This is a genomic window from Thiomicrorhabdus marina (assembly GCF_017571465.1).
Lineage (GTDB): Bacteria > Pseudomonadota > Gammaproteobacteria > Thiomicrospirales > Thiomicrospiraceae > Thiomicrorhabdus > Thiomicrorhabdus marina.
This window is the reverse complement of sequence record NZ_JAGETV010000004.1, coordinates 14,105-26,731: the sequence shown is the minus strand read 5'-3', so window position 1 is coordinate 26,731 and position 12,627 is coordinate 14,105. Positions and strand designations below refer to the sequence as shown.

At 41.3% G+C, this 12,627-nt stretch carries 13 protein-coding genes; 4 read left to right on the top strand and 9 right to left on the bottom strand.

What is annotated here, in order from left to right; genetic code table 11:
• The 3 genes from J3998_RS03335 to dksA all read right to left on the bottom strand — a co-directional run bounded on the left by J3998_RS03335 (nt 1) and on the right by dksA (nt 2,946).
• A complete protein-coding gene (locus J3998_RS03335) occupies nt 1-606 on the bottom strand; it encodes a hypothetical protein (protein WP_208147942.1) in 606 nt (201 codons plus the stop codon).
• Between the two features lie 27 nt (nt 607-633).
• Nucleotides 634-2,268: a bifunctional aminoglycoside phosphotransferase/ATP-binding protein gene (locus J3998_RS03330; protein WP_208147940.1), complete on the bottom strand. Its 1,635-nt coding sequence runs from the start codon at nt 2,266-2,268 to the stop codon at nt 634-636.
• Nucleotides 2,269-2,511: 243 nt separating this feature from the next.
• The gene (gene dksA, locus J3998_RS03325; RefSeq protein WP_208147938.1) at nt 2,512-2,946 is read right to left on the bottom strand and encodes an RNA polymerase-binding protein DksA; all 435 of its coding nucleotides are present in this window, start codon (nt 2,944-2,946) and stop codon (nt 2,512-2,514) included.
• A gap of 268 nt (nt 2,947-3,214) precedes the next feature.
• Between dksA and J3998_RS03320 the strand changes: the two genes are divergently transcribed.
• Nucleotides 3,215-3,988, top strand: a complete 774-nt coding sequence (locus J3998_RS03320; protein WP_208147918.1) for an HAD family hydrolase — start codon at nt 3,215-3,217, stop codon at nt 3,986-3,988.
• A 114-nt stretch (nt 3,989-4,102) separates the two neighbouring features.
• Here J3998_RS03320 and J3998_RS03315 read toward each other — a convergent pair whose 3' ends face one another.
• Both J3998_RS03315 and J3998_RS03310 read right to left on the bottom strand, forming a co-directional pair.
• Entirely contained in the window at nt 4,103-4,450 is a 348-nt protein-coding gene (locus J3998_RS03315; RefSeq protein ID WP_243750576.1) for a HopJ type III effector protein, read from the bottom strand.
• A 15-nt stretch (nt 4,451-4,465) separates the two neighbouring features.
• Nucleotides 4,466-6,079 (bottom strand): hypothetical protein, encoded by a 1,614-nt coding sequence (locus J3998_RS03310; protein ID WP_208147916.1) that lies wholly within the window; start codon nt 6,077-6,079, stop codon nt 4,466-4,468.
• Nucleotides 6,080-6,384: 305 nt separating this feature from the next.
• Between J3998_RS03310 and J3998_RS03305 the strand changes: the two genes are divergently transcribed.
• From J3998_RS03305 to yjgA, 3 genes are all read left to right on the top strand, one after another.
• Nucleotides 6,385-7,428 carry a cell division protein ZipA C-terminal FtsZ-binding domain-containing protein gene (locus tag J3998_RS03305; protein WP_208147914.1) on the top strand — a complete coding sequence of 348 codons (1,044 nt, stop codon included), beginning with the start codon at nt 6,385-6,387 and terminating at the stop codon, nt 7,426-7,428.
• A gap of 262 nt (nt 7,429-7,690) precedes the next feature.
• The gene (gene ligA, locus J3998_RS03300) at nt 7,691-9,760 is read left to right on the top strand and encodes an NAD-dependent DNA ligase LigA (RefSeq protein WP_208147912.1); all 2,070 of its coding nucleotides are present in this window, start codon (nt 7,691-7,693) and stop codon (nt 9,758-9,760) included.
• Nucleotides 9,753-10,298: a ribosome biogenesis factor YjgA gene (gene yjgA / locus J3998_RS03295; RefSeq protein WP_208147910.1), complete on the top strand. Its 546-nt coding sequence runs from the start codon at nt 9,753-9,755 to the stop codon at nt 10,296-10,298. Before ligA ends, yjgA begins: the two co-directional genes overlap by 8 nt.
• Nucleotides 10,299-10,425: 127 nt before the next feature.
• Here the strand turns inward: yjgA and J3998_RS03290 are convergent, their stop codons facing one another.
• The 4 genes from J3998_RS03290 to J3998_RS03275 all read right to left on the bottom strand — a co-directional run bounded on the left by J3998_RS03290 (nt 10,426) and on the right by J3998_RS03275 (nt 12,555).
• Entirely contained in the window at nt 10,426-10,989 is a 564-nt protein-coding gene (locus J3998_RS03290; RefSeq protein WP_208147908.1) for an asparaginase domain-containing protein, read from the bottom strand.
• A gap of 18 nt (nt 10,990-11,007) precedes the next feature.
• The gene (lexA, locus tag J3998_RS03285; protein WP_208147906.1) at nt 11,008-11,460 is read right to left on the bottom strand and encodes a transcriptional repressor LexA; all 453 of its coding nucleotides are present in this window, start codon (nt 11,458-11,460) and stop codon (nt 11,008-11,010) included.
• Between the two features lie 126 nt (nt 11,461-11,586).
• Nucleotides 11,587-11,901 carry a YciI family protein gene (locus J3998_RS03280; RefSeq protein ID WP_481924056.1) on the bottom strand — a complete coding sequence of 105 codons (315 nt, stop codon included), beginning with the start codon at nt 11,899-11,901 and terminating at the stop codon, nt 11,587-11,589.
• A gap of 9 nt (nt 11,902-11,910) precedes the next feature.
• Nucleotides 11,911-12,555, bottom strand: a complete 645-nt coding sequence (locus tag J3998_RS03275) for a septation protein A (protein ID WP_208147904.1) — start codon at nt 12,553-12,555, stop codon at nt 11,911-11,913.
• Between the last annotated feature and the right edge of the window lie 72 nt (nt 12,556-12,627).

The window sequence follows — 12,627 nt, the reverse complement described above, 5'->3', positions numbered from 1 at the left end:
TTAAATCCCCATTACAAAATTAGGTATTTGGGTTTCGATTAGTGATTGCGCGGCATATGGATCGTTTTGTTTAAGTTTATATTCAACAAACACATCTCCAAGTGGGTGACCACCAATCCGATCAATACGAATCTTAACTACATCGTCTTCCCAGCTATAACTGAGATAAGAACGAAACCCCCCATAACCTTTACGTTCTATTTTAGCGCCACCAAATATCGATGCAAGTTCGTTCGCTAATTGCCGAGTAGTCAATAAAGTATTGTCATTATCGGTAACATTTGAATAAGGACGATAGACTCGAGTGAAGCGCGTAACCTTGCCTAAATCATTGTAATGAAAAGTAAGTTTGTAGCTGTCCTTAAGGCGAGTCTTGGGAAAATACTTATCGATATTATGCTGGTAGCGGGTTGACCGAGAAATTTTAAAGCCGCCAATTTGCCAAAGCTGCTGGCGTACAGTTTGTAAGTCCATCGTGGCTACTTGCATGCCAAGAAATTTAGCTTCTTTAGGAGCAATAATTTCTGCAGCGTAGGCTTTTCCTAAATAAGGCCAAAGGAAAATAGCGGTTACGGCAATGGTGATACTAATGACTGACTTAAACAAAACGGCCTCCAATAGCTTTGTGGTGCTTTATTGGCTTATCGGCAGATTTAGAAAATGTTTAATTTGGTTTTCCGGCAATTCGTTGCGAATCTTCTGTGCATTTAACCAAATACAAGGTTCTTGCGCATGCGGTTTTTCTAAAGTGTGCATCTGTTGAAGCATGATCGCAGCATCGGCATCAGAAGGGTTGTTGTCCGCGAGTTCACGCTGTTTTAGCTGTTCCGCTAAGAATGCAGAATCCTGATCGCCATCACTATCAATATAAATGAGATAAACCGGTAACTCTAAATCTCTAGCTAACTGATAAAACTTTTCACGGTGTTGGTATTTTAAGAAGGTTGCATCGACTAATGTATGCCAGCCGGCCAACAGAGAGGTTTTGGCATTATCCAATAACGCTTGATAGGTCTTTGCGTTCATTTTTTGAGAATACAGATCTTTCTTTACTTCTTCATCGACTCGGTGAAGAGGATCGATACCATAAAGTGCTTTGCGAGTTCGGTCGGAGCTAATGACAACTAAATCCAACATCTTTTGTATTTCTATTGCCAAGTGGCTTTTACCGGTTCCTGAGACACCTTGTAACAAAATCAATTTAGGGCGCGATGGTGTGTTCGACAAAGATTGAGCAAGATCAACATAATTGCCGGCTAGAGAACATAAACGCTGCTTTTCACTACTGCCATCCGGCAGTTGCTCAGCACGTAAATTAGTGATTTTTGCGCGAACCATCGCCCTGTAAACAAGATAAAACCTTAGCAGCGGCAGTCCGGAATAATCCTGAGTTTGCTGTAGGTAAATGGAGAGTATTTGCCAGGCATAATGAGATTGCTGTCTTGATGTCAAATCCATCAATAGAAACGCTAAATCACTGATACCATCAATCCAACGAAAATGGTCATTAAATTCAATACCATCAAATAAGACCGGTTTCTGATTGATAATCGCAATATTATCAAGATGTAAATCGCCATGACAGGCACGGATTTTTTGTTCTAATCGCCGTTGTTCAATCAACGCCTTCTTGGCCTCATACTGCTTTAACGTCCAATTGTATAAAGCCTGTAAGAATGGATGCGATTCAAAATTGAAACAAATTTCCAGCGCTTTAAAATTGTCCGTCATTGGCCTAAGAATCACCTCTGGCGTTCCAAGCTCACTCGAAGAATCAACTGGCTCTGCATTAAGATGCAGTCTGGCAATTTGCAAGGCTAAAGCATCCAATTGCTGATGACTTATCTCGATATTATTATCTTGCCTACCTAATACCGCATTAGGATCAAATTGCTGCATTTTCACAAGATAGTCAACCGGTTCAGAACCATTAGCAAGCAAAGAAGCTGTTCCAGTTTGCGGGTCAAAATAGATGGATTCTACGCCGATATAAAGTTCCGGTGCAGTACGACGATTTAATTCGACTTCCATTTCACAATATTTTTTACGTGCAGCTAAAGAAGAAAAATCCAAAAAACCAAAATTCACGGGCTTTTTGAGTTTGTATGCGTAGTCGCCCGTTAAAAATACGACTGAAATATGCGTTTCAATGGTCGTAATAACTTCGACAGGATGTGAATAGAAGCCTGGATCGCTCAGTACAGTGACCATTTCTTCAAGACTGTAGCTACGGGTTGATGATTTAGATTCTGAATCGGAGCAGTGCATAGACTAAGGACAAATTCCTAATAAGAATTTTAAAATGAATTTCATTAAACAATGAAATTCAAGTAGTGAAGTTGATTGAACTCGTGTAAACCGAAAATAGCGCTTGAAAAAAATCTATTGCTACAAAATGCATTGATGAATTCAACAGCTTATCGTTTAAACCTAAAAAATAATTTTGCTAACAAAAAACGCGCCTTGAAGGCGCGTTCTTAACGAGAGGAAAGCAAACGTTATTTACAAGGATTAAGCAACGCCTTGTTTCTCACGAATTTCTTGCTTACGTTTCATCTCTACGGTTAAGGTCGCAGTAGGACGAGCTTCCATTCTTGGTAAGCCAATTTCATCGCCACTCATTTTGCAATAACCATATTCACCACTTTCAATATCTTTAAGTGATTTTTCAATCTTGGCAATCAATTTGCGTTCACGGTCACGAGTACGCAACTCTAAAGCGAACTCTTCTTCCATAGACGCACGGTCGTTAGGATCAGCAGGGGTATCAGAATCGGTTTTAAGGTGAGTTACCGTGCTATTCGCTTCTTCAATTAATTGATCTTTCCATGCTAACAACTTACTTTTAAAGTGTTCAAGCATGTCTGCGCTCATGTATTCTTCGCCGTCCTTCGGCTCATACATTGGGTAGTTTTCGATAAAATCGACTGTGTTATTGTTGTCCATGGTTCTTCTCCTGCCAGGACCCGTAAAGCCTTATGATTAGGCGTTTTAAAAGGGGTCAAACAACGATTTATTATTGTTTTTTAGATACCATCTCTGATAATTAAGCGACATTTATATCAGCTTTATTAGTCTTCAACAAGCAAAAATTACATTCTTTTTTGTAGGTAATTTTGATTCAGTACACTATATATTGATAGCGGAACTTGAAATTCCTCGAAGAATCCGCAAGAATTCAGCTTCTTATAAATATTATACAAGAGAGAACCTTATGGCTGAGTTAAAAGCGCTACTTTTTGATGTTGACGGAACCCTTGCCGATACCGAAAAAGATGGGCATCGTCCAGCGTTTAATATGGCCTTTGAAGAGGCTGGTTTAGACTGGCACTGGGATGAAGACTTGTACGGTGAGTTACTTGCCGTAACTGGCGGAAAAGAACGCATCAAATTTTATTTAGAAAAATTCAATACCGGTTTCCAAAAGCCTGCTGACTTTGACGACTTCGTTAAAGGTTTACACGCATCTAAGACCGAATTTTATAAACAGCTGATGGCAGAAGGAAAAATTCCGCTACGCCCAGGTGTAGAACGCCTCATTAGGCAAGCACGCAATGAAAAAGTTCGTATGGCAGTCGTGACGACGACGACGCCAGCTAATGTTACCGCACTGCTAACCAATACTTTAGGCGCCGACTCGGAAAGTTGGTTTGAAGTCATTGCCGCCGGTGATATCGTACCAGCGAAAAAACCAGCTCCAGATATCTATTTTTGGGCAATGGAACAGATGGATCTTCAACCGGAAGAGTGTATGGCCTTTGAAGACTCTGCTAACGGTATTAAATCTTCGATTGCAGCAAATATCAAAACCATTATCACTATTAATGGTTATACAAAGGAAGATGACTTCAGCGCTGCGGAACTGGTGTTAACCGATATGGGTGAACCAGGCGTTCCGTTTACGGTACTGTCTGGCGCTAGCTACGATCATCACTACCTTGATCTGGCGTTAATTAACAAGGTGCACAAAGAGCTTTACAAAGCCTAAGGCAACGCAGAATAGGTTTTCATTGACCTCACCCCTAATAACTCATTGTTATTAAAGTAAAAAGCCAAGAAATTTTTCTTGGCTTTTTTGTCTATGCAAAATTTTAAGTACAACTTACTTAGAAGTTAATGCCTGTCCTGTAAATTGCAACCCATCAAAGCTGCTTTGCATAAAATTACGGATATTTTGATGGTCATCGCCATCAGGATTTTCCAATACATCTTTCGTGTAGAAATCACCAAAAAGATTCAACGCCGCTTGTTGAGAGATTTGGTTTAATTGCGCAAAAGCGAAAAGCTTACAGGAACCATTATTGGTATTTTCTGCATTTTCGGTATTGCCGTTAGTAAATGCAGTTGGTGTGAATTCATAATTATTATCAATCACTTGCATCGTTGTTTGAAAATCTACCGGCCCTTGTTCTGCTGCATGTACTAACTCGGCAATCGTCATCACACTCATAAAATACTCCTTGTTTTAACTAAAATTAGCTAAACGCGTTACTCCGTAAGCCGCATCTAGCGAAAACGCAGATTGTAAACAATTTTCAAGATGCACTTGCCGTAAAAGTTGCCAATAGCGGTTTTTGCTACCTCCACCAACGGTATATAAATTAGCCGTCTTGCCGTCTCCTGTCTGCTTGGATAATAGCTCAAAAGATTTTTTCTCTATCTGCACCAAGCCTTGCACAATTGATGCAAAGTGCTGCGCACTTTGCAGGATAATTTCTAAGTTATCGGCAAAGCATTGCTTAAGCGCCTCAGATAGCTCTCTAGAAGACAGAACCTCTGAAAAATGCTTTATTGGGAAGTTTTCAAGATTTATTGACTGCAACGACTGAGAAGGCCTTGTCTCCAATATTGCGACCATTTGACTGTCTTGTATAGGAAAACGCTCACCAATAGATGACAGCGCATAGTAATCACCTAAGTTATGACAATCATGCAAAACGGGGAAATGGATAAGCCAATCTCGTTTTCCTTCTAAATTCTGTAGACGCCATAATGCCTGTAAAAAATGATCCATCCAGATAATTTGTGGAAGGACATAGTAGTCAAGTAAGACCTTTCCGCCGCCGTTCGAAGCACCGCCAAGTAGCCATAAATCTTTGACTTTATGACTATAAAGCCCAGACTCAGTGTTAAATATTGGTACATTAATAAGCTGTTTAATGGCAAGAGTCGAACCTAAGGAGCTGACAGCATCATTTTTTTTCTGAGCGCCCGATGCGAAAAAACCTGCGATACTATCTGTTGTTCCATATAACACTCGGCAATTTTGAGAAAACCCCCACGTTGTTTGCATATTACCTGTAATTGGCGCCAATGCTTCACCAGGGACGCCGACTACTGGCAATATAATATTGGGTGCATATTCACGAGTCATATTTTGTAGCCAGTCGGGATATTGGCCTGAAACCGGGTCATAACCGAATTTAAGCAGGTTATTCTGATCGCTGTAGCAAATGCCATCTTTGAGAAAATCACAAAAATAATTATTCAACCAATCGATTTGATGAACCACTAGCTTTGGTTTAGCGCTATCAATGAGTTGTGACAAATACAGTGTTTTAGCTAAGGAACTGCTTGCACCATTAGCAGCAGTTTGCTGTTCTACTGGCACTTCTTTGATTATTGAGGCGGCAGAAATCGCTTGCGCATCGTTATACATCAAGGCATTACTGAGTAAGGTTCCTTGATCATCCGTCAGCATGACAGTTGAAGACGTAGCATCACAAATAATCGCATCGATTTTTGCTAAATCAAATCGCATAGACAGCTGTTTCAATAATTGTTCTAGTGCAGCAATCCAAACCATTGGGTCTTGCACCGAGGCATTTTCCGACAAGCTTTGGGGTTTGCAATCTGATTGATCTATTCTCAAAGAAGCGGTAGCGCCAAGGTTATTTGCTGTAAAAGGCACTGAATCAGTAAACAGAATCTGATCTAAGCCTTGCTCGGGAAAACGATTCTCTTCCTTGTTCTGTAAAAAAGGTCTTTTAACAATTGCTGCCCGAATTCCAGAGGTACCCAAGTCGATACCTAAAATAATTTGAGCGTGACTAACGTGTATTTGCGTGGTGTTTTTCATGGAAGCGTTATGGTTTGACAAAACTTAAGAAATGGTCAATTAACTTTAGGCGTTTTAAGGTAAACAAGCTAAAAATATTGTAACTTTTTCTAGCATCGCTAGGTTAATAGCAGTTACAATCTTTGGCTTGAGAGATTAATAAAATTTATTTTATAACAGCTACATCTGCAAAAAGTTATAAAAATAACGTAGCAGCTGCACGACCTTTTACAAAAGGTTCTTCACACAACTATCTTCCACGCCGTAACCACTGGAATGATACGCTTCTTGCAGTTGCTGATAAAAAATCATTGGCGGAGTTTTAAATGGCAGAACTGAATGAACTGAGCATTGTATTGATTGTCCTGATGGCGATTATCATCGCGTCGATAGTCATTCTCGGTCAACGTAAGAAAAAAAAATATCAGGAATCTGCTGAAAAAGCCAAGCAACAATCCCAAGAATTACGCGCTCAATCAAAAGCCACACCATCAAAGGATGCTGCTCGCTTTGAAGATGGGCGAATTATCCCGAGCAAAAAGCCTTTTGGCCGCAATGCCAACGAAGCGCATGGCGACGCAGACAATAACGAGCCTTACATTTCAGATATTGATGAAAGCCAAATCAATCCAAATCAACAGGAATTGTCTTTTGACCCTGAACCGTCAATTGGCAATGTTGAAACTGAAACAGCGCAAGTAAAACAAAATCACAAAGTAACCGCTGTACCAAGTGACAATAGCAATAACGCAAACGATTCAGTAACCGAAGAAGCTCCCGAGCTTCGCGATATCGCACAACAAGCAATTGACAATCTAGTTGAGAGCGATCAGATTAGTGAAAGCAGTGAAGAAATCGTTTCAGAAAACTCTGAATCCAACCTTCAATCTGAGAATAAAGACAGTCAAGAACGCCAAAGGCTCGCTTTAGAGAAGATTATGAATTCGGATCGTGTCGAGCCGAAAACCTTTGCCTTAATTGTAATGGGGCAACAGCAAATTGATTTAACCGATATTCATCAGTTCATGATGGCAAATAATCTTCGCCATACACATCAAGGTTTTTATGAATACCAAGACAATCAAGGTAATATGATTTTCCAAGCGGTCAATATGCTCAAACCAGGGACTTTTCCTCTAAACCCGAGCTTAAAAGACAAGACGCCTGGGGTAATGTTTATCCTTGATTTACCAACACCATATTCAACCGCACCTGCGGCTATGCACAACTTCATTACTGTAGCCCGTAAGCTTGCCAATCGAACAGATGCTCAAGTCTTTAACGAAGAGCAGCATGTAGTAGGCGAACATTACTACCACTCATTACGCGATAGCGCTCTCGGTTACGAATCACAAAAATTAGTAAACTAACTAGAAGGTCAGAAGGTCGCGCTCAAACGAAGAACTCGACGCCTGAAGAGGTAAGTCGAGAAAAGCGCCTTGATTGTCACATTTTTAAGCGACAACAGAATCAAATATGAATTTTCGACAGACCCTAAAGTCAATGGAACATATTTCGCGCCCCTTTAACTCTCTTGACTTAGTTTTTCCAATTCTTTAACTGAATACCTATCCTTAAGGTAAAATAGCGTATTTTCTATGTTTGATAAACAATCAAGAATACGCTTTACCTATGTCGAACTCCACTAGCTTTGAAGTACCGCAATCGTTTTCTAATGCGCAACAGCAACATCAACAACTGTGTAATCAAATCCAGTTCCATAATCGCCAATATTACCTTTTAGACGACCCGCAAATCAGTGATAGCGAATATGATTTGTTATATCGTCAACTACTTGCAATTGAAGACATTCATCCGCAATTAGTCACGGAACAATCTCCGAGCCAAAGGGTTGGTGGTGAACCCATTAAGGCGTTTACTTCAGTCAAGCATGCCGTTCCCATGTTTTCACTTGATAATGCTTTTAACCAACAGGATTTGGTGGATTTCCAACGGCGCATTCACGACAGGTTAAAGCAGACCGATGCGATAGAGTTTATCGCCGAACCGAAAATGGATGGTCTAGCGATTAATATCCGCTACGAGCAAGGAAATTTAGTACAAGCGACCACTCGAGGCGACGGCATTAGCGGCGAAGATGTTACTCACAATATTCGCACTATGCACTCGGTTCCCTTAAAACTCAACTCACCCGATATTCCAGAAATTCTAGAAGTTCGTGGTGAAGTTTTTATCACTAAAAAAGACTTTGATTTTATTAATCAGAAGCAGCTTGCCAATGGTGATAAAGCTTTTGCTAATCCGCGTAATGCGGCAGCAGGAACATTACGACAGCTGGACCCGAGAATCACAGCAAAACGCCGTTTAAGCTTGTATTTATATGGCTGGGGAGAAATCAGTGCCGATTGGCAACAGCCGGATACCTACTTACAAACCCTTCAACAATTTGCTGAATGGGGGCTACCGACTAATCCGGAAACTAAAGCGGTTATTGGTGCACAAGGCATGGATGACTACTACCAACAACTTCTAGCACGTCGTGAAGCACTCAACTATGAAATCGATGGTATTGTCTATAAAGTCAACCGTATTGACTGGCATGCTCCACTCGGCTTTACAGCGAAATTCCCACGCTGGGCAATTGCGAGAAAATTTCCAGCTCAAGAAAAATGGACCGACTTGCTCGGTATTGAAATTCAAGTTGGCCGTACCGGCGCACTGACACCTGTTGCGCGTTTAGAACCTGTCGAAGTCGGCGGTGTAGTCGTATCTAATGCCACGCTACACAACCAAGATGAGATTGAACGCAAAGATGTTCGTGTCGGTGACAAAGTCATTGTGCGCCGCGCCGGTGATGTGATTCCAGAAATAGTCGGGCCAGTGCTATCATTCCGCAAAAGCGATTTACCTAAATTTGTAATGCCTTGCCGCTGCCCGGAGTGCGGATCTGAAGTGATTAAAGACGGTGACAAAGCGGTATACCGTTGTTCCGGAGGTTTATTCTGTCCGGCGCAAAGAAAACGCGCTTTACACCATTTTGTTTCTCGCAAAGCAATGGATATCGTTGGATTAGGTGATAAATTAATCGATCAACTGTGTGATTTGGACTTGGTCAAACATCCAGACAACCTCTATCAGCTTGATGTAGCAACTCTGGCTGGTTTAGAACGTATGGCGCAGAAATCTGCACAGAAGGTAGTCGACGCCATTGAAATATCCAAAAACACAACTTTGTCGCGTTTTATTTATGCTTTAGGTATTCCCGAAGTTGGGGAAGTGACGGCAAAAAATTTAGCTAATCATTTCCTAACTTTAGAGGCAATTATGCAGGCCGACACAGAAGCGTTACTATCTGTTGATGACGTTGGTGAAATCGTTGCAAATCAGTTGCAGCATTTCTTTGCCCAGCCACATAACCGAGAAGTCATTAAAGGCCTGCTAGATGCTGGAATTCACTGGCCGGAAATAACTCATCCAGCCAATACACAACCAACTACTAATTCACCGTTTACCGGTAAAGTGGTGGTATTGACTGGAACTTTACACCAAGGTTCACGCAGTGAAGCTAAAGAGAAGTTAGAAGCGGTCGGCGCTAAAGTAACAGGTAGCATTTCAGCAAAAACCGACTATTTAATTGCTGGCGAGAAGGCCGGCTCAAAACTCAGCAAAGCAGAAAAGCTAGGCGTGAGTATTTTAGATGAAGAACAATTTATGCAAATGATGGAGACCGAGCATGGTTAGACCTCGTAATGTCAACAGGGCAACAGCCCCACGAGCTAAAGCAGATTGGGAGCAAGAAGAATTCGATAGCCGAACCCAAATTAAAGAAGCGGCGCACGCGGTAACTGAATTAGGTGAACAACTAGCGGAAATGAGTCCGGCTAATTTAGCTAAACTGACCATTCCAGCTGAATTAAAGGAAGCCTTAGCAACGTTAAAACGCATTACTAAAGGTAATGCTATCAAGCGCCAAAAATCTTATATCGGTAAGTTGTTGCGTCAGAATGAACATCTGATTGTAGAAGTGAAAGCACTTTTAGATGAAGAAGAAACTAAGCGCAAACAGCAAAACGCACATTTCCACCGTTTAGAAAAACTACGCGACCGTTTGATTGAAGAGGGCGATGATGCCTTAGCCGAGCTTATGCAAGAATACCCTCAGGCTGATCGCCAGCATTTACGCCAAGCAATTCGCAATGCTCAGAAAGAACAAGAGCAAAATAAACCACCTAAAGCGTCACGCGAAATCTTTAAGTATCTTCGCGGATTAGAGTGGTAATTTCTCTACTGTTCTAAGCTCTGTTGAAAACATGAATGTTTAACAGGCCCCAGTAAAAAAGCCGCTGAAAAAAACTTTCTTAGCGGCTGCCTATTTTCAATGACCAAGCTAGATGAATTAACGTCTTTTAAGCGCAGACAAAAATACCTTGCTGGTAGTCTTTTATCACTTCATTTCCGCGATGCACATTGCCGTTCATACAGATATAGACACCTGCCGGAAGTGTTTGCGCCGCAATTAGAGCCGCCCCCAAATTAAAGCTAGCATCGGAATCTCCTAAAGCGAAAGGACGCATCGCACCGGTTAAGACAATGGTTTTATCCGTTAGTGCGGTAAATTCTTTTTTGTCGTCGATCCATTGGATCAGTTTTTTCGCCGTTTTTACCATGGTGTCGGTACCGTGGGTAATCACTATATGCTGAGAGGTACATTGTAAAATGGCTTCGGCAATCTGTTTTCGCTGGGCTGCTTTCATTTCCAAACTGTCAATTTGCATCAAATTGTGCAGAGTAAATTTGCCGGATTGATCATTGACCGCACCCACATTAGCTTCGCGCAATATCGCTTCGACATGACTCGGTTGATCTTTTGTCGGGAAAACTAATTCGCCTTGTAAAGGATGATAGTCTTTATCGAGAGTACCACCGGTAATCACAATATCAACGCGCTGGTCTGAAAGGAGCTTAAGCATAAAATTTTACTTTATCTATTAGTGTTGTTTGAGAACACCGCGAACAATACCAAGAATTTCAATATCATCATTTTTTAGAAAAATTGGCTGCATTTCCGAATTGGCCGGTTGTAAGCGAACCCCATCTTTATCGATATACAACTTCTTCATAGTGACCTCTTCGTTATTGATACGAACTACCACGGATTCGCCATTTTCAGCACTGGCGCGGCGTTCGACAATGACAATATCGCCGTCATTAATCTGCTCTTCAATCATCGAGTTGCCTTTGACGCGTAAGGCAAAGGTATCTCGACGTACCATGGAGCGAGGCACAGGGACTGTATCGTAATCCAATTCCATCTGAATCGGGTCACCGGCGGAGGTCCAACCAAGCAAAGGAACGTCGATTAGCTCTTCGTCCATCAACTCGATTGGATCGGCAGGGTTAAGCTGTAATTTACTTCTTGGGATTAGGTAACTGATACTCATACAGACACTCCTAAAAGTTGAACTAAAAACTTATCCGACCATCTAACCAGATTCTTGTAACCTTTTTCAAGTTTTATTTTTAAGCACTAGCATTTGAAGCGTGTAAAACTTCTCTTGAGCAATCATCTAATTTGCTGCGGGCAGCACTTGTTTGAAAGGTTTTACTTCAACTCGGTGATAAACACCGGTTTTAAAATATGGATCATCTGCTGCCCACGCCTTGGCTTCCTCCAATGACTTGAAGCGTGCGATAATAATGCTGCCAGTAAACCCTTCGTCACCGGGTTCCAAGCTATCAATGGCAGGATTTGGACCAGCGATTACCAAATGTCCGTTACTCGCAAGCACTTTTAATCTTGATATATGCTCACCGCGAACTTTTGCGCGTAATGGCAAACTATTCGGGACGTCATAACCGACGATTGAATACAACATGCTCATATCTCTCTCCTAAAACTCTTTAGAGTCCTTATTCTGCGATTTATGTTTACTTTCCGACTTTTGTAGTTGCTCGTCATCAATTGGTTCGACGCCATCACTTAGAGCCTCTGCTTCAGCAGGAGAGTCAGATTCTTCCATATAACGGCTGATATATAGACCTTGCAAAACGATAAATACCAAAGTCATTCCCATTAAACCGAATAATTTAAAATTTACCCATGTATCGGTATCGTATTGATATGCCACATACAGGTTAACAACCCCAGACAATATAAAGAAGCCAATCCATAGCCAACTCAATCTTACCCAGATCAGAGCAGGTAAATGAATCGCCTGACCCATCATTCGTTCGACAATAGTTTTTTGACCAATGTAGTGGCTACCTAAGAAAACCAAAGCAAAGCCCCAGTTAACAATGGTCGGCTTCCATTTAATAAATGCTTCATTCTGCAATACCAGCGTCAAGCCTCCTAATAAAAGAATCAATGCAAAAGTGATAACATGCATTTTCTCGACACGTTTATGCTTGAAGTACATATAACCAATCTGGATAGCTGAAGCGACGATAATCACTGCGGTTGCCGTGTAAATGTCATACATCTTATAGGCAATAAAAAAAAGAATGACCGGAAAGAGATCGAATAAAAGTTTCATGGAAAAACCGAAGTTCCTTATAAAAAAGATTAAAGCCGTTAAAAGTTGCTTGTCGGCTAGGTGTTGCGTCTT

Bases quoted from the DNA above. Each gene is read 5' to 3' on its own strand.
- yjgA (WP_208147910.1), top strand. From the start codon at position 9,753: ATGGTTAGACCTCGTAATGTCAACAGGGCAACAGCCCCACGAGCTAAA.
- J3998_RS03320 (WP_208147918.1), top strand. From the start codon at position 3,215: ATGGCTGAGTTAAAAGCGCTACTTTTTGATGTTGACGGAACCCTTGCC.
- J3998_RS03305 (WP_208147914.1), top strand. From the start codon at position 6,385: ATGGCAGAACTGAATGAACTGAGCATTGTATTGATTGTCCTGATGGCG.
- J3998_RS03330 (WP_208147940.1), bottom strand. From the start codon at position 2,268: ATGCACTGCTCCGATTCAGAATCTAAATCATCAACCCGTAGCTACAGT.
- lexA (WP_208147906.1), bottom strand. From the start codon at position 11,460: ATGAGTATCAGTTACCTAATCCCAAGAAGTAAATTACAGCTTAACCCT.
- J3998_RS03275 (WP_208147904.1), bottom strand. From the start codon at position 12,555: ATGAAACTTTTATTCGATCTCTTTCCGGTCATTCTTTTTTTTATTGCC.
- ligA (WP_208147912.1), top strand. From the start codon at position 7,691: ATGTCGAACTCCACTAGCTTTGAAGTACCGCAATCGTTTTCTAATGCG.
- J3998_RS03280 (WP_481924056.1), bottom strand. From the start codon at position 11,901: ATGAGCATGTTGTATTCAATCGTCGGTTATGACGTCCCGAATAGTTTG.
- dksA (WP_208147938.1), bottom strand. From the start codon at position 2,946: ATGGACAACAATAACACAGTCGATTTTATCGAAAACTACCCAATGTAT.
- J3998_RS03310 (WP_208147916.1), bottom strand. From the start codon at position 6,079: ATGAAAAACACCACGCAAATACACGTTAGTCACGCTCAAATTATTTTA.
- J3998_RS03315 (WP_243750576.1), bottom strand. From the start codon at position 4,450: ATGAGTGTGATGACGATTGCCGAGTTAGTACATGCAGCAGAACAAGGG.
- J3998_RS03290 (WP_208147908.1), bottom strand. From the start codon at position 10,989: ATGCTTAAGCTCCTTTCAGACCAGCGCGTTGATATTGTGATTACCGGT.